At 70.2% G+C, this 22124-nt stretch carries 12 protein-coding genes; 4 read left to right on the plus strand and 8 right to left on the minus strand.

Going from position 1 to position 22124, the window contains the following annotated elements:
- Positions 1 to 5: 5 nt before the first annotated feature.
- The gene (gene pulA / locus ACZ6B1_RS04355) at positions 6 to 5408 is read right to left on the minus strand and encodes a pullulanase-type alpha-1,6-glucosidase (RefSeq protein ID WP_468774823.1); all 5403 of its coding nucleotides are present in this window, start codon (positions 5406 to 5408) and stop codon (positions 6 to 8) included.
- Positions 5409 to 5896: 488 nt separating this feature from the next.
- Between pulA and ACZ6B1_RS04360 the strand changes: the two genes are divergently transcribed.
- Positions 5897 to 7330, plus strand: a complete 1434-nt coding sequence (locus ACZ6B1_RS04360) for a hypothetical protein (protein WP_468774825.1) — start codon at positions 5897 to 5899, stop codon at positions 7328 to 7330.
- On the opposite strand, the gene ACZ6B1_RS04365 is transcribed toward ACZ6B1_RS04360, so the two are convergent.
- The 6 genes from ACZ6B1_RS04365 to ACZ6B1_RS04390 form a co-directional block, all read right to left on the minus strand.
- The gene (locus ACZ6B1_RS04365) at positions 7305 to 8759 is read right to left on the minus strand and encodes a hypothetical protein (protein ID WP_468774827.1); all 1455 of its coding nucleotides are present in this window, start codon (positions 8757 to 8759) and stop codon (positions 7305 to 7307) included. The two genes, ACZ6B1_RS04360 and ACZ6B1_RS04365, sit on opposite strands and share 26 nt — an antisense overlap.
- A gap of 119 nt (positions 8760 to 8878) precedes the next feature.
- Positions 8879 to 10252: an alpha-amylase gene (locus ACZ6B1_RS04370; protein WP_468774829.1), complete on the minus strand. Its 1374-nt coding sequence runs from the start codon at positions 10250 to 10252 to the stop codon at positions 8879 to 8881.
- Between the two features lie 154 nt (positions 10253 to 10406).
- Positions 10407 to 12092, minus strand: coding sequence for a glycoside hydrolase family 13 protein (locus ACZ6B1_RS04375; protein ID WP_468774831.1), 1686 nt, complete (start codon positions 12090 to 12092; stop codon positions 10407 to 10409).
- Positions 12093 to 12251: 159 nt separating this feature from the next.
- Positions 12252 to 13160 (minus strand): sugar ABC transporter permease, encoded by a 909-nt coding sequence (locus tag ACZ6B1_RS04380; protein ID WP_468774833.1) that lies wholly within the window; start codon positions 13158 to 13160, stop codon positions 12252 to 12254.
- 13 nt (positions 13161 to 13173) lie between these two features.
- Entirely contained in the window at positions 13174 to 14178 is a 1005-nt protein-coding gene (locus tag ACZ6B1_RS04385) for a carbohydrate ABC transporter permease (protein ID WP_468774835.1), read from the minus strand.
- A 100-nt stretch (positions 14179 to 14278) separates the two neighbouring features.
- Positions 14279 to 15550 (minus strand): extracellular solute-binding protein, encoded by a 1272-nt coding sequence (locus ACZ6B1_RS04390; protein ID WP_468774836.1) that lies wholly within the window; start codon positions 15548 to 15550, stop codon positions 14279 to 14281.
- A 448-nt stretch (positions 15551 to 15998) separates the two neighbouring features.
- Between ACZ6B1_RS04390 and ACZ6B1_RS04395 the strand changes: the two genes are divergently transcribed.
- A complete protein-coding gene (locus tag ACZ6B1_RS04395; RefSeq protein WP_358939930.1) occupies positions 15999 to 17033 on the plus strand; it encodes a LacI family DNA-binding transcriptional regulator in 1035 nt (344 codons plus the stop codon).
- Positions 17034 to 17165: 132 nt separating this feature from the next.
- Positions 17166 to 18026 carry a phosphatase PAP2 family protein gene (locus ACZ6B1_RS04400; RefSeq protein ID WP_468774838.1) on the plus strand — a complete coding sequence of 287 codons (861 nt, stop codon included), beginning with the start codon at positions 17166 to 17168 and terminating at the stop codon, positions 18024 to 18026.
- On the opposite strand, the gene ACZ6B1_RS04405 is transcribed toward ACZ6B1_RS04400, so the two are convergent.
- Entirely contained in the window at positions 18008 to 21010 is a 3003-nt protein-coding gene (locus ACZ6B1_RS04405; protein WP_468774840.1) for a bifunctional [glutamine synthetase] adenylyltransferase/[glutamine synthetase]-adenylyl-L-tyrosine phosphorylase, read from the minus strand. The two genes, ACZ6B1_RS04400 and ACZ6B1_RS04405, sit on opposite strands and share 19 nt — an antisense overlap.
- 225 nt (positions 21011 to 21235) lie before the next feature.
- Between ACZ6B1_RS04405 and ACZ6B1_RS04410 the strand changes: the two genes are divergently transcribed.
- Positions 21236 to 22123, plus strand: a complete 888-nt coding sequence (locus ACZ6B1_RS04410; RefSeq protein WP_468774842.1) for an alkaline phosphatase family protein — start codon at positions 21236 to 21238, stop codon at positions 22121 to 22123.
- Position 22124: the final 1 nt, after the last annotated feature.

The following is a 22124-nucleotide window of genomic DNA, read 5'->3' on the forward strand; positions in this document are numbered from 1 at the left end:
CGACCCTACTTGTTCGATGCGCTGAACACCGCCACGGTCCGCGCCGGGACGGTGAACGTGCCCGAACCAGCCGCGTAGGAGGCGGACTTCACCACCGGGTCGCTGCCCTTCGCCTGCGCCGGGTGCAGCCGGAAGTGCGTGCCGACGAGGGCGCCGATCCGCTGCTCCTGGCGCTGCGGGGTGGCGTTGAAGACGACGACCAGGTCACCGAGGCGCATGGTGATCACGCCGGGCGTCTCGTCCTTCCCCGACAGCGGGAAGGACAGCCGGTCCTGCACCCGCGCGGCCGTGCCGAGGGAGAAGGCCTTCTCCGAGGTACGGATGCGCAGCAGGTCCTGGTACGCGGCCGAGGCGCCGGTGATCTGCGGGCAGCCCACCTTCACCGTGCCCAGCAGCGGCTTGGCGTACGGCCACTTCGACTCGTTGTCGGCCGCCATGGGCAGCCCGCGCCCGAAGCCGTTGCCGTCCGCGCAGTTCCAGTGGACGGCGTTGAACCAGTCGCCGCTGTCGAAGGAGTTGCGGTCCAGCGACTTCGAGCGCAGCAGGTCGGTGCCCGCCTGGGAGAGCGCCGGGCCCTGCGAGAGGGCGGCCGTGGCCATCGCCAGGACCTGCATGCGGGCCCGGTCGGACGCGGAGGTGTCCTTGGGGAGCTTGTAGGCCAGGGCGTCGAACAGCGACTCGTTGTCGTGCGCGTCCACGTAGGCGAGGGCGTCGCCGGGCGCGTCCGCGTAGCCGGCCGGGGCGCCGTTGTAGTCGATCTCGGCGCCGGTGACCTCCTTGCCGGCCGAGCCGGTGAACCGGTACTTGGCGAGGTTGCCGCTCAGGCCGACCTTGATCAGGTCCTGGTAGTGCAGCAGCCGGGCCTTCTGCTCCTCCTGGGTGCCGTTGGCGGTGGAGGAGTTGGGGTCGGTGTACAGCCCGGACGCGAAGCCCTGGACGCCGGGGTCGGAGTCGAAGGGGCTTCCGCCGCGCACCGCGTCACGGGCCCGGTCGGAGAAGGTCGCGATGCCGGTGCCGGCCATGTTCTTCTGCGTGGCCTGCACGAAGCGCGCGTCGTCCGCGACCTCGCCGAAGTTCCAGCCCTCCCCGTACAAAATGATCTTCTTGCCGTCGACGCCGTCCTTCTCGAGGGTGAGCGCGTCGAGGGCCTTGCGGACCGCGAGGATGTTGGCCTTCGGGTGGTGGCCCATGAGGTCGAAGCGGAAGCCGTCGACCTTGTACTCCTTGGCCCAGGTGACGATCGAGTCCACGACCAGCTTGCCCATCATCGCGTTCTCCGTCGCGGTGTTGGCGCAGCAGGTGCTGTTGGCGACCGAGCCGTCGGCGAGGAGCCGCTGGTAGTAGCCGGGCACGATCCGGTCCAGCACGCTGGTGCCGGCCTGGCCGCTGGCGGCCGTGTGGTTGTAGACGACGTCCATGACGACCCGGAGGCCGTCCTGGTTGAGCGCCTGCACCATCTTCCGGAACTGGACCGTACGGGCGGTGCCGTCGGGGTCGGTGGCGTACGAGCCCTCGGGGACCGTGTAGTGGTACGGGTCGTAGCCCCAGTTGTAGGCGTCCTTGGCTGCGGTCTTCGCCACGCACTCCTGCTGCTTGTCGGAGTCGGCCGGGTAGGAGGCCAGGTCGCACTCGGTGCTCGCCTGGTCGGCCTTCTTCTCGGGGATGGTGGCGATGTCGAAGGCCGGCAGCAGGTGCACGTACGAGGTTCCGGACTTCGCCAGTGCGCGCAGGTGCCTGGAGCCGTCGCTGTTCTTGTCGGTGAAGGCCAGGTAGGTGCCCTGGTCCTTGGCCGGGACGGTCTTGTCGGCGACCGAGTAGTCCCGGATGTGCAGCTCCTGGATCTGCGCGTCCTTCAGCGGTACGGCCTTGGGCTTGCGCAGGCCCGACCAGCCACCCGGGGCCAGGGTCCGGTCGTTCAGGTCGACGACGAGGCTGCGCTCGGAGTCGGCGGTCAGGGCGACCGAGTAGGGGTCGGTGACCTTGTTGGTGACCATCTTGCGGACGCTGGGCGCCCACACCTTCACCACGTACCGGTAGGGCTTGCCCTTCCAGGACGCCGGGCCGGTGACGGACCAGACGCCGGTGGCGGCGCCGCGGTGCATGGGCACCGTGCGGCCGTCCAGTTCGAGCTTCACGGACTGGGCGGTGGGCGCCCAGACGGCGAGCGTGGGCCTGCCGTCGTGGAACACCGGCCCGAGCCTGGCGCCGGTGGCGTCGTAGACGTCGTCCAGCACCCCGGCGATCTGCACGCCGGTCGCGGCCAGCACGGCGCCGTTCGCGGCCCGCTGCGAGGCCACGATCTGCCCGGTGAGGGCCGCGCGCACCCGGTCCCGGTCACGCGGGTCGACGGACCAGGCGGTGTAGTTCTTCAGGTGCGGGAACTTCGCCTTCTGGGCGTCGGTGAGCGCCGTCTTGGCCAGGCGCAGCCAGTGCTCGTCGTCGCTGGTCAGCGTCCCGTCCTTGACGGCGATGGAGCCGTCCGGGGAATAGAGGAGCTGGGTGGAGGCGGCGCCGTCGACGCCGTTCCAGGCGACGGTGTCCCGGTCGATCCAGATCGCCTTGGAGGTAGTCAGGTCGAGGGCGGCCGCGCTGCCCACGGGCTGCGGCAGGAGGTACTGCTCCTGGCCGTTCAACAGCCACACCTCGTGCCCGTCGGCCTTGAGGTCCAGGGACTGGTCGGTCGGGAGATCCTTGTCGTCGCCCTTGTGGATGATGTAGCTGAGACTGGTGGCACCCTGGGTGAGCGGTACCTCGAAGACCGCGCCATAGGCGTCAGTCTTCACCGGCTTCAGGGGGTTCGACCAGTCGGTGGGGTTCGCGGCGCCCGTCCATACGTGCAGGCCCCAGCCGTCGTAGTCGCCGTCGGCGCGGTGGTAGTGCAGGACCGCCTTGGCGGTGTCCTGGGCCGGGTAGTCGGGCTTCTCGGTGAGTACGTCGTCCTTGCCCTGCTCGATCCAGACCTCACCCGTCCTGGTGACGTCGATGGACCGGTCGGCGGAGACGTCCTTGTCGCCGTCCTTGTCGATGACCAGGAAGCCGACGTTCGAGGCGCCGGGCTTGAGCTTGACGTAGGCGAAGGCGCCGTAAGCGTCGCGGCCCACGAAGGGGTGGCTGGCGGGCCAGTTCGTCGCCTCGCCGTCGGCGAGGTCGCCCCAGGCGTACAGGCCCCAGTCGGCGTAGTCGCCGTCCGTGCGCTTGTAGTGGACGACCGCGTAGTCGCGGGAGGAGGCCGTGGGGACCTCGGGGGCCGCCGGGGTGCCGGTGGTGCTGCTCGCCGTGGCGCTCGCGGTGTGCCCGGCCGAGTCGATCACGACCGCCTTGTAGCGCAGGGTGGTGCCGGCCGGCACCTCCTCGCCGATGGCCTGGGTGACCTTGTAGGGGGCGTGGTCGGCGGAGCCGAGCGTGCGCCACTTGCCGTTGCCGACCTGGGCGGCGAAGACGACGCGGTTGAGCCGCCCGCCCTCGACGTCCGCGCTCGGCTCGACGGTCCCGGTGGCGCCGGCGGCCGGTGCCTCAAGGGTGATCGTCGGCTCGGTGGCGGGCTTGGCGAGGGTGCCCGCGGCCTTGTAGACGACGGTGGTGCCGGCCGGGACGGTGACGGTGAGCTCGCGGTCGGCGTCGGAGGCGCGGGTGTCGTCGGCGCCGTAGAGGCCCCGGTAGGACATGCCGGCCGAACCGGTCGCGAAGGTCGCCGTCTTCGCCTCGTCGGCGTTGTTGAGGGCGACGACGTACTCCTGGCCGGTCCGGGCGTCCGTGCGGGTGAACGCGTAGATCCCGGCGCCGTCGGCGGCGTAGCGCTCGGTCTGGACCCCGTCGGTGAGCGCCGGCTCGGCCTTGCGGAGCTTCGCGAGCGCGGCGATCTGCCGGTACAGCGGGGCGCCGGTGTCGTAGGCGTCGCTCGCGTGGGTGCGGTCGGTGCCGATCTCGTCGTCGTCGAGGTAGTCGGCGACCTTCGAGGCGAACATCGTCTGGCGGGCGTCCTTGTCGCCGCCGGAGCCGGTGAAGCCCTGCTCGTCCCCGTAGTAGACGACCGGGTTGCCTCGGCTGAGGAACATCAGCTCGTTGGCGAGCTTGTCCTTCTTCAGGATCTCGGCGTCGGTGGCCTTGGGGTTGTCCTGCTTCAGGAAGTACCCGACGCGGCCCATGTCGTGGTTGCCGAGGAAGGTGACCTGCTCGTACGCGTTGGCCTTGTCGGTCGTGTACTTGTAGTCGTCACCGAAGACGCCCGCGAGCTTCCGCGCGCTGCCGCCCTGGGAGGCGTAGGCGCGGGCCGCGTCCTGGAAGGGGAAGTCGAGGGTGGCGTCCAGCCGGCCCTGGGTGACGTACGGGGAGGTGACGGAGGTGTCGGCGGAGTAGACCTCGCCGAACATGAAGAAGTTCTTCCGCCCGTGCGCGGCCGCGTAGGCGTCCAGCGCGGTCGCCCACTGGGTCCAGAAGTCCATGTCGACGTGCTTGACGGTGTCGATGCGGAAACCGTCGATGTCGTAGTCCGCGACCCACCGCTGGTAGATCTTCTCCATGCCCCGCACGACCTCGGGACGCTCGGTCCACAGGTCGTCGAGGCCGGAGAAGTCGCCGTAGGTGGTGGACTCGCCGGCGTACGTCGAGTCGCCCCGGTTGTGGTACATCCTCGGGTCGTTGAGCCAGGCCGGGACCTTGCTCCGGCTGTTGACCTTCGGGGCGTAGGGGAAGGAGCCGGCGTCGGTGGCCGGGAACCCCTTCGTGCCGTCGGCGTAGTCGCTGTCGTCGAAGGGCCTGCCGTCCTTCGTCAGGTACGGGAAGGCGCCCTTGGAGAGGTAGCCGTAGGACTTCTCCTTGTAGTCCACGACGTCGGCGGTGTGGTTGGTGATGACGTCGAAGAAGACCTTCATGCCCTTGGCGTGCGCCTTGGAGATGAGGGTCGACAGGTCCTTATTGGTCCCGAAGTGCGGGTCGACCTGGGTGAAGTCGGTGATCCAGTAGCCGTGGTAGCCGGCCGAGGCGTTGTCACCGGTGCCCTGGACGGGGCGGTTCTTGAAGATCGGCGCCATCCAGATGGAGGTGGTGCCGAGCCCCTTGATGTAGTCGAGCCGCTTGGTCAGGCCCTTGAGGTCACCGCCCTGGTAGAACCCCTTGTCGGTGGGGTCGTAGCCGGTGCTCAGGCGCGAACCGGTCAGTCCGCCCTTGTCGTTGGAGGTGTCCCCGTTGGCGAAACGGTCCGGCATGACGAAGTAGAACTGCTCGCGCGTGTCGTCGTGCCGGGCGGCCTGGGCGGCGAGCGCGGCGTCCGAGGGGGGCGCGGGCGGCGTGTCCGCGTGGGCGGACACCGGCTGCACGAGGGCGGCGGCGAGAGCGGCGGCGGTCACGGCCGCGGCCCTCCGCCGGTACGGGGTACGGCGCCTCGAGGGCGCCGGCCATCTCGGTATCACAGGCGGGAACTCCTAGCGATTACGGCTCTTCTGGGTCCGACCCCACGCCGCGGCTCGGCTCCGATGCCGGGCGCCCGCGCGACCGTATCGCCCACGAAAGGCTTACAGCAAGAGGGTTGAAACCCATAGCAAGTACTTGCACCTCGCCTCTCCGTGGCCGGGCGCCTCGCGAGGGAGGTCCGCCGATCACGCGATAGCGGGGCGAAGGGCACGCTCACACCGATCGATTGACGGCACAACCGTTGACGCTTCAATAGGGTTTCGCGTCCGCCGCGGGACGGAGCGGCACCGCTCCAGGCACCCCGGTTGCGGCGCGCCGCCCCCGGAGCGAGCGTGGAGGGAGGGGGTGGCTGCGACGGCGACGCGCGGCCCTCCGGTCCGTGCCCGGTGCACTGCCCGGAACCATCGCCGAGGGCCGGGCCCACCCGGCTTCCCCCTCGGCGCGCCCTCCGTCGCGGGACACGGCGAACGGGTGAAGAGGACTCATGATGGCCAGCACCACCCGGCGGCACGTCGCGCACCTGGCCGGTGCGTCCGTCCTGGCCGCGGCGCTCTCGTTCCCCTTGGGCCAGGCAGCCGCCACGCCGGCGCCCAGGGCCGGCGACCGGGCCGCGTCGGATCCGCCCGCCGAGTCCACGCCTCCCTCTCCGGAGCCCCCGTCGCCGACACCTCCGGCTCCGACCCCGACCACCACGTCGCCCTCGACACCCCCCGGCCCGACGCCGCCACCCAGCACGCCCTCGGCGACGTCGCCTTCCCCGTCCACCACGAGCGGGACGGGGACCCCGAACCCCACCGACAGCGACACGGGGCACTCGCACTCCACCGCCCCCGAGCAGCCGGAGCAGGAGATCGACGGGGCGACCGCGGACCTGGACCGGAAGAAGGACGAAGTGCCCGGGGAACTGGACGCGAGCGTCGAGCAACTGACCGCCGCCCTGCGCACGGTGCGGGATCGGCGGACGCCGCCGCAGGAACGTGACGCGGTCCTGCGCAGCGCCCAGGCGGTGAGCTCCGCCCTGGACGTGATCGGTGACCCCCGGACACCCCCGGCGGTGCGCAGGGAACTGACCGGCCTGGTGAAACAGATGGTCTCCACCCTGGACGCGGCCGGCAACTCCGCGCTGCCGCCCGAGGATCGGCTACAGGCCTTCTCCGTCGTCGGCGGCCTGGCCTCCGGTCTCCCCCGGATCGGTGACCGCGACATGCCGGAAGGGGTGCGCGAGTACCACGTCCGGACCACGAGTCGGCTGCTCCACTACACACGGAACGCGGCGAGGATGAGTCATACCGGTTCGGGCGGCTGGCAGAACGCGCGGGCGGTCGTGGTGGCGGTGCTCACGAGCGGCGACCCGAACACGCCCGACGGAGGGCGCAAGGAACTGGCGCAGAGCGCGTACGAGGCCAGTTCGTCGCTGGACAGGGCGGGAGACCCCAGGGCGTCGGACGAGGAACGACAGAAGGCGCGCAAGGAGCTGGACAAGCAGCTCGAGCGCATGGGGAAGAAGCAGGAGGAAGCGGTCTCCGCGCAGGGTCTGCCGGACGTACGGCTCGGCAAGGCGGCCGAAGTCTGCACCAACTCCATCTTCGAGTACGCCCCGGAGAAGAGCCTCGGCAGGGATCTGAAGGACCTGCTCCCCGAGAAGTGGAACACGGAGGGCGTCAAGGACTTCTGGAAGTCCAGGGAGACGGGCGACGACTTCCTCGACGTCCTCACCCAGTTGCGCAACGACAAGTTCGCCGACGCGGAGCTCGAGATCAAGCGGCTCATTCCCAAGCTGGCCGACTCGGTACCGGCGGGCGAGCTGTTCGGGGCCCTGGGCACTCCGGCGCTGCATTGCCTGCGGGCCGCTCTCCAGCTCGACCAGGACTCGGGGGTCGAGTCGGGCACCTGGGTCAAGGTGGCGAAGGAGAAGGAATAGACTTCAGCAATTCCGCCATGGAGACCTCCGACTCCGCGCCGATCGTCGCGACACCGTACCGGTCCAGCTCTCGCTTCTCCTGCGAGAAGATGATGCCCCTGCTCTGGAAGTGGTACGAGGATATGGAATACCGGGGCGTTGTCGCCGGAGCCCAGATCGCCAGGGCGTAGCGCGGGCCACGGGTCACGTCGACCAGATTGTTGTCGCTGCGCAACCTGGCGAGATGTATGAGCTGCGGCGGGCACGGATTCTCCGCAGAACAGTAGAATCGGCCCTCGCTCTTCCTCCACGACGGATGCGGCCTGCGAAATTCAACGGCGTCGATATGACCCCGGTCCGTCTTTATGTATGTTATCTGCGCCATGGCGTAGAGCACATCATATTTTGCGCTTCTGGGGATCTGGAACACATGCTCCAGGGTGTCTTCCTGGCCTCCCTCGATCACCTGGCCGGGCGAGTAGAAGCGTTCGCTGCTTATGAGGGTGAAGGCCGGCTGATCGACGTGCAGTTCCGCCTCCTCATCGTTCTCGTCGAAGCTCTTCCGCCACGTTTCCGTGGTCGATGTGCCGTGCTCGGAATACTTGGCGGTTCTCCCGTAGACGCTCAAGTCATCGATGACGACGTGCACGGAGAAATCTCCGGTATTCTTGACGGAGAGTTTCAGCGGGATCTGGACGAAGGGGAGTGCACGGTCCGCCCGCGCTGTTCCGAACTCCGTCTTCAGGGTCAGGCGTATGGGGGCCACCGCGGGCTGGAACATGGTCGAGTACGCCAGGCTGAGAGCGGTGAAGACAGCCGGCACGAACACGCCGGCCGCGAATGTCCTGGGGTGCGCCACTCCCTGCCACGCCCGCTGCCGGACCAGCAGCCAGAGGGCCCACACGGACCAGCACCACAGCGGCATGAACGCCAGCAGGTAGGGCGTGTACTCCGTCTCCTCCAGCCACATCAGGATGAGAAGGCTGTCGGTGGCCAGCGATATGAGGACGCCGAGCAGGACGACGGCACCGGAGAGCCGGGACTGCCGTCTCCCCCAGCGGTCGACCACCGCGACCGCCGCCGCGAGCTGCACCAGACCGGACAGCACGAACAGGACCCCGGTCAGCCGTTGCGCGAACGTCTGGGCGCCGGAGGCGTCCGGCCAACCGATCAGCACGCCGAGGACGGCGGAGGCGAGCAGTCCCGCCGCCATGAGCGCACCGGTCGCACGCCGCCGGAGGGTCCGGTCGGGCCAGGTACCGCTGTCCCCTCCGCGCCAGCACACCGTGGCCGGGTCCGCCAGATCGAGGCCCGGGTACCCGAGGCGGTCCAGCATCCGGCGCAGCTCACGCCGCGACCAGGCGCTGCCCACGGTGTCGTTGCCGATGGTGACCCGGCGCAGGCCACGGCCGTCCGGCGCCTCGACGACGACCCAGGGACGGATGCTCATGGGGCCAGCCTCGAACAGGTGCCGGGAGCGCGCACGCGCGATTGCTCCGGTCGGCCCCGGCGGCCGCGACCGGGCCCACAGCGCCGTGGCGGGACTCGGTGGGCCCGGTCATGGGCGGGTCAGCAGCTCGACTTGCCGGCGTAGATGGCCAGGGCCGTGTTGGAGCCGAGGGTGGCCGAGAACTGGCCGCTGGAGTTCACCGTCACCTTGGTGTTGTTCTGGACGTTGCAGTAGGTGCCCGCGGGCAGCGAGGTCTGGTAGGTGCGGGTCAGCGAGGAGGACTCGTGGTTGATGGCCACGTAGCCCTTGCTTCCCCGGCCGAACGCGATCGCGTTGTTGCCGTTGTCCCACCAGTTGGTGACCGACTGGCCCCGGGTGGCGTTGCGGAAGGGCACCATGCCGATGATCTCCGGCCACTTGTGCTGGCACTTCCAGCCGTCCTGCCAGCAGGCGTTCAACTGACCGCCGTTGGGCGGGCCGGCATCCGCGTCGGACCACTCGTAACCGGAGTTGATGTCGGGTGCGCCGTAGGGCCAGGCCAGCATGAAGACGTTGGCCAGGGTGTAGTTGGCGCCGCTCTTGTAGTTGAGGGTGGAGCCGTTGCGCTCGGTGTCGTGGTTGTCGACGAAGACGCCGGCCTTGGAGCTGCTCATGTAGCCCCAGCCCTCGCCGTAGTTGGTGAGGTAGGCCAGCTTCTCGTTGTTGAAGACCCGCTTGAGGTCGTAGGCGTAGCGGAACTCCTGGACGTCCCCGTTGCCGGTGTACTCGGTGGGCTGGACGGCCTCGCCCGCGCCGTAGATGACCTCCTGCTTCCAGTAGACGCCAGGGTTCGTCAGCCGCGACTTGATGTTGGCGAGGTCGGCGCTGTCGATGTGCTTGGCCGCGTCGATGCGGAAGCCGTCGGCGCCCAGGGAGAGCAGGTCGTTCATGTAGCCGGCGATGGCCTTGCGGACGTACTCCTCGCCGGTGTCGAGGTCGGCCAGGCCGACCAGTTCGCAGTGCTGGACGTTCCAGCGGTCCTGGTAGTTGCTGATCTGGGAGGTGCAGTCGTCGAAGTCGTAGGACGAGTACAGGCCGGGGTAGTCGTACTTCGTGTACGACGAGCCGCCGGTACCGGTGCCGCTGCCCGCCGCCATGTGGTTGATCACCGTGTCGACGACGACCTTCACGCCCGCCGAGTGGCAGGTGTTCACCATGTTCTGGAAGGCCGTGCGGTCGCCGAGACGGCCCGCGATCTTGTAGCTGACGGGCTGGTACGAGGTCCACCACTGCGAGCCCTGTATGTGCTCGGCGGGCGGGGAGACCTGGACGTAGCCGTATCCGGCGGGGCCCAGGGTGCCGGTGCACTCGCGGGCCACCGAGGCGTAGTTCCATTCGAAGAGCACCGCGGTGACGTCCTTGGTGCCGGGCGGGGAGGCCTGCACGATTGTCGGGGCCATGACAAGTGCGACGGCCGTGAGGGCGACCGCCGCTGAGAGGGTTCTGCGTGCCATGTGGGGTTCCTTCTTCATCGAAGGGTGTGGGGTACCGCCGAAGTCGCTTGCTGAAATGTTTCAGCAAACTTGCGGTGACGCAGATGTTAAAGGCCCGCTGCCTGAAAGGCAGCGGGCCGGTGTGAAGTTGATGCAAGAAATTTCAGAGGAGGAGTCAGTCCGCCGCGGTCCACCAGACGGTGGTGTCCGCCGGCACCTTCGCCTCGCCGCCCGCCTCGGTCACCTCACCGCTGGCGAGCAGGACCCGGCCGTACGCCGGCATGGTCACCGACTCGCCGGTGGTGTTGGCGACGCAGACGAACTCGCCGCGGCGGAAGGCCACCACGCCCTCCGGGGCCCGCAGCCACTCCACCGACTCCCCCGCGCCCAGACCGGGCTGGGAGCGGCGCAGGCCGAGCGCGGAGCGGTACAGCTCCAGCGTCGAACCGGGCACGCCGGTCTGCGCCTCCACGCTCAGCTCGGCCCAGCTCGCCGGCTGCGGCAGCCAGCTCCCGCCGTCTCCGAAACCGTAACTGGAGCCCTCGCGGGTCCACGGGATCGGCACCCGGCACCCGTCGCGGAAGCCGTCCTGGCCGGCGCCCCGGAAGTACGCGGGGTCCTGGCGCACCTCGTCGGGGAGGTCCACCACGTCCGGCAGGCCCAGTTCCTCACCCTGGTAGATGTACGCCGAGCCGGGCAGGGCGAGCATCAGCAGGGAGGCGGCGCGGGCCCGGCGCAGACCGAGGTCGCGGTCGCCGGCGGTGCGGATCTGGGTGCCGAGGCCGGGCGGGTTGGCGAAGCGGGTGGCGTGCCGGGTGACGTCGTGGTTGGACAGGACCCAGGTGGCCGGGGCGCCGACCGGGCGCATCGCCTCCAGGGTGCGGTCGATGACCGTGCGCAGCTCCGCCGCGTCCCACTCGGTGCCCAGGTACTGGAAGTTGAAGGCCTGGTGCAGCTCGTCCGGGCGGACGTAGTTGGCGGTGCGCTCGACGGTCGGGGTCCACGCCTCGGCGACAAAGATGCGCTCACCGGCGTACTCGTCGAGGACGGTGCGCCACTGGCGGTAGATCTCGTGCACGCCGTCCTGGTCGAAGAACGGCATGACATCGTTGCCCAGCAGCTTGAGCTGGTCGTGGGAGCCGAGGTCGGGCAGGCCGTCGGCCTTCACCAGGCCGTGGGCCACGTCGATGCGGAAACCGTCCACGCCCATGTCCAGCCAGAAGCGCAGGATGGAGCGGAACTCGTCGCCGACGGCCGGGTGCTCCCAGTTGAAGTCGGGCTGCTCGGGGGCGAACAGGTGGAGGTACCACTCGCCGGGGGTGCCGTCCGGCTCGGTCACCCGGGTCCACGCCGGGCCGCCGAAGATGGACTCCCAGTCGTTGGGCGGCAGTTCGCCGTCCGTGCCCTTGCCCGGACGGAAGTGGTAGCGCTCGCGCAGCGGTGAGCCGGGGCCCTCGGCGAGGGCGCGCTTGAACCACTCGTGCTGGTCGGAGGAGTGGTTGGGGACCAGGTCGACGATGACCCGCAGGCCCAGCCCGCGGGCGTCGCGGATCAGGGCGTCGGCGTCGAGCAGGTTGCCGAACATGGGGTCGACGGCGCGGTAGTCCGCGACGTCGTAGCCGGCGTCCGCCTGCGGGGACGCGTAGAAGGGGCTGAGCCACACGGCGTCGACACCGAGGTCGCGCAGGTACGGGAGGCGGGAGCGCACGCCCTCCAGGTCGCCCATGCCGTCGCCGTTGCTGTCGGCGAAGCTGCGCGGGTAGACCTGGTAGATGACCGCGTCCCGCCACCAGTCACGGCTGGCGGCGACGGTGGCGACGGCGGAGTCGGTGGCCGGGGCTGCAGAATTCTGCTGGCTCATGGCGTCCTTGATGAGGTGTAACAGGGGCATGGTGGGGGTGACGTACGGCGGCGGGGACCGGAGCTTGCGAGGCGGCCGCGGTGCCGGCGGGGTCGGATGGACACCGCGGCCGCCTACCCGCGCGCACTGCGGCGCGCGGGAGCATTCCTCCGGCGGGCGTCAGCCCTTGGTGCCGCCGGCGGTAAGGCCGGTGACGAGGTTCTTCTGCACGAGGTAGAAGAACGCGGACACGGGTATCGCGACCAGCACGGCGGTGGCCGCCATCAGGTTGCGCTGGGCGTCGTGCTCGCTGACGAAGCTCTGCAGACCGACGGCGAAGGTGTACTTGCTGTCGTCGAGCATGAACGTCGAGGCGAAGGCGACCTCACCGAACGCGGTGATGAAGTTGTAGAAGGCGGCGACCGCGAGGCCCGGCTTGGCGAGCGGCAGGATCAGCCGGAAGAAGGTGCCGAACGGGGTGAGGCCGTCGACGCGTCCCGCCTCGTCGATCTCGAACGGGATCGTGTCGAAGTAGCCCTTGAGCAGCCAGGCGCTGTAGGGCACCGCGGTCGAGCAGTAGACCAGGATCAGGCCCAGGTAGCTGTCGATGAGCTGGAGGTCCGACAGGATCTGGTACATCGGCACGATGAGCACGGCGATCGGGAACATCTGGGTGACCAGCAGCACCCACATGAACTTCTTGTAGCCGGGGAAGCGCATCCGGGACACGGCGTAGCCGGTGGTCGCGGCGACCATGACGCCGATGACGGTGGTGCCCAGCGAGACGATCAGCGAGCTCTTCATCCAGTCGAAGAAACCGGTGTGGTTCAGGACGAACGAGTAGTTGCTGAACGTCATCTTGTGCCAGATGCCGCCCGGGTGCAGGTAGTCGTCCTTGTCCGGGCCCAGCGAGAGGAAGACCAGCCAGGCGATCGGGAAGAGGGCGATGAGGCTCGCGACGGTGAGGATGCCGTGGGAGGCGAGCCTGGTGAGACGGCCGTTCTCGCCGCGGCGGCGGACCTTGCGGGCGTCCTGCGCCGGGCGCTGCTCGGCGGCCGGGGCGGAGGTCTCGACGGTGGTCGTGGTCATGGGAACTCCTGCCTCAGACCGCGAGCTGCTGCTCGTTGCGGTTCAGCCAGCGGCGGTAGAACGAGGTGAAGACGATCAGGATGGCCAACAGCAGGATGCCGTAGGCGGCCGACTGCGCGAAGTCACGCGGCTGCTGTCCGAAGCCCAGGTAGTAGGCCCAGGTGACGAGGATCTGTGCGTCCGGCGCGGTGTTGCCGAACAGCAGGAAGATGACCGCGAACTGGTTGAACGTCCAGATGATGCCCAGCAGGACGACGGTGGAGCTGACCGACCTCAGCCCGGGCAGGGTGACGAACCGGAAGCGCTGCCAGGCGTTCGCGCCGTCCATCTCGGCCGCCTCGTAGAGCGAGGAGTCGATGGACTGGAGGCCGCCGAGCAGGGAGACCATCATGAAGGGCACACCGCACCAGGTGTTGACCATGATGGCGGCGAACCGCTGCCAGAAGGTGTCCTCCAGCCACAGCGGCGCCGGCAGGTGCAGCGCGTCCAGCGCCGAGTTGATGATGCCTCCGTCGGCGAGCATGAAGCGCCAGCCGAAGACGGTGACGAAGGTGGGCACGGCCCACGGCAGGATCAGGATCAGCCGGTAGAAGGTGCGGCCGCGCAGCTTCTGGTTGAGCAGCAGGGCGAGGCCGAGGCCGATGCAGTAGTGCAGGGCGACGCAGAGGGCGGTCCAGGCGATCGTCCAGATGAAGTGCGACCAGAAGCGGTCGTACGCCGTCGGGCCGAAGAGGATGTCCTTGTAGTTGTCGAGCCCGATGAACTTGTAGGTGGCGTCGATGTGGTTGACGCCGATGGTGCGGGCGGTGTTGAGGCTGTTGGCGTCGGTGAGCGTCAGGTACAGGCCGTACACCAGCGGGTAGATCACCAGCGCGCCCAGCACGACCGCCACCGGGGCGATCATCGCGTAGGCGTACCAGTATTTCTGGTAGCTGCTCTTGAAGCGCCGGCCCAGCCCGGGCCGAGGCGCGCGGTCACCGCGGCGCTTGCCGGTCGCGCGGTCGATGGCGACTGTCATGGTTCGACACCTTCTGGAAGATCAGGGTTGGGCCGGGCACAGGGCGGTGGCCGCCGGATCCTTCCCCCCTTCAAGGAGAGGATCCGGCGGCCACTCGGGCTCACTTGCTGAAGTCGGGCACCAGCTTGGCGACGGCCAGCTCGGCGTTGCTCAGGCCCTTGTCCAGCGACTCCTTGCCACCCGCGATCTTGGGCAGTTCGGTGTCCAGCGGACCCCACAGGGAGCTGTACTCGGGCAGCGCCGGGCGGGGCTGGGCGGCGGAGAGGACGCCCTGGTAGCCGGCGATGCCGGGGTCGGCCTTGACCTGGGCGGTGTAGGCGTCACCGCGGGTCGGCAGGGTGGAGTTCTTCAGGGCGATGGTCTCCTGGGACTTCGCCGAGGTCATGAACTTCACGAACTTCAGCGCCGCGGCCTGGTGGGCCTTGTCGGAGCCGGCGTAGACCGAGAGGTTGTGGCCGCCGGTCGGGGCGCCCGCCTTGCCGGCCGAGCCGGCCGGGACGGTGGCGATGCCGAGGTTGGACTTGTCCTTGAAGGCGCTGCCCTTGTAGAAGTTCGTGATCTCCCAGGGGCCCTGGATGATCGCGGCGACCTTGCCGTTGACGAACGCGTCCTGGATGTGGGCGTAGGCGTCGGCGGTGGTGTCGGCCTTGTGCAGACCCTTGCCGGAGAACAGGCTCAGCCAGGTGCCGTAGGCCTTCTTGGCGGCGGCCGAGTTCACCGTGACCTTCTTGGCGGCGGCGTCGACGGTGTCGGTGCCCTCGCCGTACAGGAAGGACTGGGCGTAGTAGGCCTGGGTGGAGCCCCAGTAGCCGGGCACGCCCGCCTTGGCCTGGACCTTGGCGGCGTCGGACTTCAGCTCGTCCCAGGTCTTGGGGGCCTCGGTGATGCCGGCCTTCTTGAAGAGGGCCTTGTTGTAGACCAGGGCGAGGGTGTCGGTGACCAGCGGCGCGCCGTAGGTCTTGCCCTCGTACTGGGCCTGCTTGATCAGGTTCGGCTCGAACTTGGCCTGGTCGGCGAGGGCGTCGGTGCCGTCCAGCGGCAGGAAGAAGCCCTTCTTGGCGAAGGCCGGGGTCCAGCCGACCTCGGAGCGCAGCACGTCCGGGGCACCCTTGGAGCCGGCCGCGGTGTCGAACTTGTTCTGCGCCTGGTCGAAGGGCACGTTGACGTACTTGACCTTGACGTCCTTGTTGGCGGCCTCGAACTGCTGGACCAAGGCCTTGTACGTCGGCGCCTCGTTGGTGGCGTTGGAGGTGTCCCACCAAGTGATGGTGACCGGGCCGTCCGACTTGCTGTCGCTGTCGCCACCGCCGCACGCCGTCGCCGCCAGGGCGAGGGACGCCACCAGCGCGGAGGCCGCTATGCCACGCCGCATGAGTTCTCCTTGAGGGTTAAAGCCCGTGTGATGCAGGGGCGGTCCCGTCCACCGGCCCTGCTGTCTTGCCGACTGCGCCGTTGCGGCGGCCGGGCGACCAGGAACGTAACAGCGTTGTAAGCCCTGCGAAAGACCTTGCAGCAAAAAAGTGCAAGAGAACACGAGGGTTACCTCGCCGTGACCTGCGCTTGATCCCACCCGAACCCTGATGCGCCGCCGGTACACGGGTTGACGGACACTTGTGCAAGACTCTGCAAGGCCTTGCCATCCGTCTCCGTCGCCGGAATCATCCCCTTGCGAGCGGACACCGGCTCGACAAGGACCTCACAAGGGACCGCCAAGGACGAGGAGCGCGATGAGGCAGCAATCCACGGCAGGCCGTTCGGCCGCCCGCGCACGGCGTCCCGTCGGTGTGCAAGGTGGGGTCCGGCCGGTACAGTCCGGTGCCGTGACCACAAGGCTTGCGGACATCGCTGCGCAGGCGGGGGTGAGCGAAGCGACCGTCAGCCGCGTTCTCAACGGCAAGCCGGGCGTCGCGGCCACCACCCGCCAGTCCGTGCTGGCCGCGCTGGACGTGCTCGGCTACGAGCGTCCCGTGCGGCTGCGGCAGCGCAGCGAAGGGCTCGTGGGGCTGATCACCCCCGAGCTGGAGAACCCGATATTCCCGGCCCTGGCCCAGGTCATCGGTCAGGCACTGACCCGGCAGGGCTACACCCCGGTGCTCGCCACCCAGACCCCGGGCGGGTCGACGGAGGACGAGCTGACCGAGATGCTCGTGGACCGCGGGGTGGCGGGGATCATCTACGTCTCGGGACTGCACGCGGACACCACCGCCGACATGCAGCGCTACGAGCGGCTGCGGGCGCAGGGCGTTCCGTTCGTGCTGGTGGACGGGTTCTCGCCGAAGGTGCAGGCGCCGTTCATCTCGCCGGACGACCGGGCCGCGATGTCGCTGGCGGTGACGCACCTGGCGTCGCTGGGCCACACCCGCATCGGGCTGGCGCTCGGCCCGAAGCGGTTCGTGCCGGTGCAGCGCAAGATAGAGGGCTTCGTACGGGCGGTGCAGGAGCAGCTCGGGCTCGCCGCGCAGACGGTGGAGACCGAGCTGATCCAGCACTCGCTGTACACCCTGGAGGGCGGCCAGGCGGCCGCGACCGCCCTGATCGGGCGGGACTGCACGGCGGTGGTCTGCGCGAGCGACATGATGGCGCTCGGCGCGATACGGGCCGCCCGGCAGCTCGGCCTCGAGGTGCCGCGGGACATCTCGGTGGTGGGTTTCGACGACTCCCCGCTGATCGCCTTCACCGACCCGCCGCTGACCACGGTCCGCAAGCCGGTCCCGGCGATGGGCCAGGCGGCTGTGCGCACGCTGCTGGAGGACATCGGCGGGACGCCGGCGCCGCACAGCGAGTTCGTGTTCATGCCCGAACTGGTGGTGCGCGGTTCGACCGCCTCCGCCCCGGGGGACCGCGCCCGCGGCTGAGCCGGTGCGAGCACGCGTGACGACCGGGCCGGGACCGCGGACGGAAGCCCCGCGCCCGTCGTAGGACGTGCGGCCCGGAACCGGGCTTGGGATGATCTGTCGGAGAAGTCTTTTCTGGCAGACTCTGTGGCTATGAGTGACTCGACCGTGACAGAGCCGGAAGGTCGCGAGGAGGTGGCCGTTCCGCGGGCCGTCACGGGCGAGGACAGACAGGGTCGTCGGCACCGCCTGCGCAGCCCGCGCCGGCCCCGGCTGTGGTTCGAGATCCTGCTGATCGCGGTGAGTTACTGGACGTACTCCATGATCCGCAACGCGGTCCCGGAGCAACGGGCGAAGGCGCTGCGCAACGCCGACTGGGTCTGGCGGGCCGAGCACCAGGCGGGCATCGCCGTCGAGCAGTCCGTCAACCATGCCGCCAATGCCGTGACTTGGCTGATCGTCGGGATGAACTACTACTACGCCACGCTGCACTTCGTGATCACGCTCGGCGTGCTGGTGTGGCTCTACCACTGGCATCCCGGGCGCTACGCGGCGACCCGGCTGGCGCTGTTCGCGACCACGGGCGCGGCCCTGGCCGGCTACTACCTGTTCCCGCTGGCCCCGCCCCGGCTGATGAACGGCGGGCTCTTCGTCGACACCGTGACGGCGCACCACACCTGGGGTTCGATGGCATCGGGGGACCTGAAGCACATGTCGAACCAGTACGCGGCGATGCCGTCGATGCACATCGGCTGGTCGCTGTGGTGCGGTCTGACGCTCTTCGCGCTGGCTTCGGTGCCGTGGGCGCGGGTGCTGGGACTGCTGTACCCGGCGGCGACCCTGCTGGTGATCGTCGCCACCGCCAACCACTTCTGGCTGGACGCGGTGGGCGGGGCCGTCTGCCTGGCCTTCGGCTTCACGGTGGCCCGGCTCTGGTACGGCGGCCTGCCGTACGAGCTGCCGAGGCTGGTGCCGTCGCGGGCCGCGGCGCGGGCTCAGGCACCGTCCGCGTAGAACTGCTGCTCCACGACCGTGCGCGCCCTGCGGGTGGTGCGGCGGTAGGCGTCCAGCATGTCGCCGGCGTGCCCGGCGCCGTAGCCGAGGTAGCGGCCGACGGCGGCCAGTTCGCGCGGCTCGGTGGGGAAGGTGTCGCCGGCCCGGCCGCGGACCAGCATGACCGCGTTGCGCACCCGGGTGGCCAGCACCCACGCCTCGTCCAGCACGGCGGTGTCCTCGGCGGAGAGCAGCCCAGCCTCGTGGGCGGCGGCCAGGGCCGCACGGGTGCGGGTGGTACGCAGGCCGGGCTCGCGCGCGCCGTACCGGAGCTGGAGCAGTTGCACGGTCCATTCGACGTCGGACAGGCCGCCGGGGCCGAGCTTGGTGTGCAGTTTGGGGTCGGCGCCGCGCGGGAGCCGCTCGGACTCCATACGGGCCTTGAGCCGGCGGATCTCCCGGACCGCGTCCTCGCCGAGCCCCGTCTGCGGGTGGCGCAGCGGGTCGATCAGCTCGGTGAAGCGGCGGCCGAGGTCCGCGTCCCCGGCGACCGGCTCGGCCCGCAGCAGCGCCTGCGACTCCCAGACCAGGGACCAGCGGCGGTAGTAGGCCTCGTACGACTTCAGGGTGCGCACCAGCGGCCCGGACTTGCCCTCGGGGCGCAGACCGGCGTCGATGAGCAGGGGCGGGTCGGCGCTGGGGAGCGCCAGCAGCCGGCGCATCTCGGCGACGACCTTGTTGGCGGCCGCCGAGGCCTCCTGTTCGGCGACGCCGTCCTGCGGCTCGTGCACGAACAGCACGTCGGCGTCGGAGCCGTAGCCGAGTTCGTTCCCGCCGAAGCGGCCCATGGCGATGATGGCGAACCGGGTGGGCAGGGTGTCGCCCCAGCCCTCGCGGACCACCGCGCGCAGGGTGCCGGCCAGGGTGGCGGCGGTCAGGTCGGAGATCGCGGCCCCGACCCGGTCCACCAGGGCGCCCTGGTCGGCCTCGGCGGCGCTGGTCTCGGTGCCGTAGGAACCGACGATGTCCGCGGCGGCCGTCCGGAACAGCTCGCGGCGGCGGACGCCGCGGGCCGCGGTGACGCCCTGGGCGGCGTTCTCCGCGCGGCGCACGGCGGCGAGCACCTCCTGCTCGAGCTGGCCGCGCTCGCGGGGCTCCAGGCCGCCGCCGCGGTCGCCGTCGCCGAGCAGCGCCACCGCCTCGGGGGCGCGCATCAGCAGGTCGGGGGCGAGGCGGCCGGCGGACAGGACGCGGGCCAGGTTCTCGGCGGCCGCGCCCTCGTCCCGCAGGAGCCGCAGGTACCAGGGGGTCTTGCCCAGCGCGTCGGAGACCTTGCGGAAGTTCAGCAGGCCGGCGTCCGGGTCGGCGGAGTCGGCGAACCAGCCGAGCAGGACGGGCAGCAGGGTGCGCTGGATGGCCGCCTTGCGGGTCACTCCGGAGGCGAGGGCCTCCAGGTGGCGCAGCGCGGCGGCCGGGTCGGCGTAGCCGAGGGCGACCAGGCGCTCGCGGGCCGCCTCGGCGCTGAGCCGGGCCTCGCCGGGCGCGAGCTGGGCGACCGCGTCGAGCAGCGGACGGTAGAAGAGCTTCTCGTGCAGCCGCCGTACGACGCCGGCGTGCCGCTTCCACTCGCGCTGCAGGCCGGTCACCGGGTCGGTGCGCAGGCCCAGTGAGCGGCCGAGGCGGCGCAGGTCGGCCTCCGCCTCGGGGACCAGGTGGGTGCGGCGCAGCCGGTAGAGCTGGATGCGGTGCTCCATGGAGCGCAGGAAGCGGTAGGCCTCGTCGAGGCGGGCGGCGTCCTCGCGGCCCACGTAGCCGCCGGACGCCAGGGCCCGCAGCGCGTCCAGGGTGGTGCCGCTGCGCAGGGTGGCGTCGGTGCGGCCGTGCACGAGCTGCAGGAGCTGTACGGCGAACTCGACGTCCCGCAGCCCGCCCGGGCCGAGCTTGAGCTGGCGGTCGAGCTCGGCGGCGGGGATGTTCTCGATGACCCGGCGGCGCATCCGCTGCACGTCGGCGACGAAGTTCTCGCGCTCGGCTGCCTGCCAGACCAGGGGGCCGAGGGCGTCGGCGTAGGCCTTCCCCAGCTCGGCGTCACCGGCGACCGGGCGGCCCTTGAGCAGGGCCTGGAACTCCCAGGTCTTGGCCCAGCGCTGGTAGTAGGCGAGGTGGCTGCTGAGGGTGCGCACCAGGGGGCCGTTGCGGCCCTCGGGGCGGAGGTTGGCGTCGACGGGCCAGATGGAGCCCTCGACGGTGGTCTCCGAGCAGATCCGCATCATGTGCGAGGCGAGCTTGGTGGCGGATCTGAGCGCCTTGTCCTCGTCCGCGCCGCCGGCCGCCTCGGCCACGAAGATCACGTCCACGTCGGAGACGTAGTTCAGCTCGTGGCCGCCGCACTTGCCCATCGCGATCACCGCGAGCCGGCAGGCGGCCGCGTCGTCCGGGGCGGCCTCCCGGGCCTGAGCCAGCGCGGCGCGCAGCGTGGCGGTGGCGAGGTCGGCCAGCTCGGCGGCGGTGTCGGCGACGTCGATGGTGCCGCAGACGTCCCGGGCGGCGATGGAGAGCAGACAGCGGCGGTAGGCCACACGGAGGGAGACGGGGTCGGTGGCCTCCGCGAGGCCCCGCTCGAACTCCTCCACGCCGCGGTGCAGGTCCCGGGGCTCGTAGGTGACCAGGGCCTGCCAGTCGCCGGCGTGCCGGGCGAGGTGGTCGGCGAGGGCGGCGGAGGCGCCGAGGACGCCGAGCAGGCGGTCGCGCAGCGGCTTGGCCGCGGTCAGGGTGTCCAGCAGCTCGCGGCGGGCGGTCGGGTCGGGCTGCGCCTCGAGGAGCCGGACCAGTCCGTGCAGGGCGAGGTCGGGGTCGGCGGTGGCGCCGAGGGCCTCCAGCAGCACCGGGTCGTCGCGCACCGCCGCCAGCTCGCCGCTGTCCAGCAGCCGCTCGGCGTCGGACGGATCGGTGAAGCCGTGCCGCAGCAGTCGCGTGAAGGTACTGCTCCTGCGCCCCGGCGTCATGCCCGGCCTCCCCTGCGATCAGTCCGCCTCGTCCTGCGCCGAGCCTAACCGCAGTGGGGCCGGGGCCGCCTGATGCCGGCGGCGGGGTGCCCGCGCGGACGAGGGCGGCACCCAGCAGTTCACCCGCTCTTCATCCGCGGGGTTCGGGCCCGTGGGCCACGGGAATATTGGCGTGTGCATGCTCTGTCCGCACCGCCAGCCCCGTACCCCCTCCCGGAGGTTGATGTGTCCGGCAGTCCCGTGTACCGCCGTGCCCGTACGCTCGTGGCCTCGGTGACCGCGCTCGCCGCGGCCGCGATCGGTCTGTGGACCGGGCTCGGCGGTGAGTCCGCGCATGCCGCGGGCGCCGTGCCGAGCCCGGACCACGTGGTCGTCGTGGTCTTCGAGAACCACGCCTACAGTCAGGTCATCGGCTCCTCCAGCGCCCCGTACATCAACTCGCTCAAGTCCGGCGGCGCCAACCTCAGCCAGGCGTACGCCGAGACCCACCCGAGCCAGCCCAACTACTTCGCCCTGTTCTCCGGTTCGACGCAGGGCATCACGGACGACAGCTGCTACACCCCGGGCTTCTCGTCCGCCCCGAACCTGGCCTCGGAGATGATCGCCGCAGGCCGTAGCTGGGCCAGCTACAACGAGACGCTGCCCAGCCAGGGTTCGACCACGTGCAGCAGCGGCAGGTACGCGCGCAAGCACAACCCGTGGTTCGGCTTCGGCAACGTGCCGACGTCGAGCGCCAGGACGTTCGCACAGTTCCCGTCGGACTACTCGACGCTGCCCCAGCTCTCCTTCGTCGTCCCCGACCTGTGCAGCGACATGCACGACTGCTCGGTGTCGACGGGTGACACCTGGCTGCAGAACAAGCTCGGCGCGTACGCGACGTGGGCCAAGACCCACAACAGCCTGCTCGTCGTCACCTTCGACGAGGACAACCGGCTCAGCGGCAACCGCATCCCGACGGTCCTGTACGGGCAGCCGGTCACCCCGGGGTCCTCGTCCTCCACCACCTACAACCACTACGACCTGCTGCGCACCCTGGAGGACACCCAGGGCCTGAGTACGCACGCGGGCAACGCGGCCTCCGCCAAGGACATCACCGGCGTCTGGGCGTCCTGAC

The sequence above is a fragment of the Streptomyces sp. NPDC041129 genome (genome assembly GCF_055592265.1).

Excerpts from the sequence above, each read along its gene's own strand:
- ACZ6B1_RS04360 (WP_468774825.1), top strand. The coding sequence starts at position 5,897 with ATGGCCAGCACCACCCGGCGGCACGTCGCGCACCTGGCCGGTGCGTCC.
- ACZ6B1_RS04365 (WP_468774827.1), bottom strand. The coding sequence starts at position 8,759 with ATGAGCATCCGTCCCTGGGTCGTCGTCGAGGCGCCGGACGGCCGTGGC.
- ACZ6B1_RS04370 (WP_468774829.1), bottom strand. The coding sequence starts at position 10,252 with ATGGCACGCAGAACCCTCTCAGCGGCGGTCGCCCTCACGGCCGTCGCA.
- ACZ6B1_RS04375 (WP_468774831.1), bottom strand. The coding sequence starts at position 12,092 with ATGAGCCAGCAGAATTCTGCAGCCCCGGCCACCGACTCCGCCGTCGCC.
- ACZ6B1_RS04380 (WP_468774833.1), bottom strand. The coding sequence starts at position 13,160 with ATGACCACGACCACCGTCGAGACCTCCGCCCCGGCCGCCGAGCAGCGC.
- ACZ6B1_RS04385 (WP_468774835.1), bottom strand. The coding sequence starts at position 14,178 with ATGACAGTCGCCATCGACCGCGCGACCGGCAAGCGCCGCGGTGACCGC.
- ACZ6B1_RS04390 (WP_468774836.1), bottom strand. The coding sequence starts at position 15,550 with ATGCGGCGTGGCATAGCGGCCTCCGCGCTGGTGGCGTCCCTCGCCCTG.
- ACZ6B1_RS04400 (WP_468774838.1), top strand. The coding sequence starts at position 17,166 with ATGAGTGACTCGACCGTGACAGAGCCGGAAGGTCGCGAGGAGGTGGCC.
- ACZ6B1_RS04405 (WP_468774840.1), bottom strand. The coding sequence starts at position 21,010 with ATGACGCCGGGGCGCAGGAGCAGTACCTTCACGCGACTGCTGCGGCAC.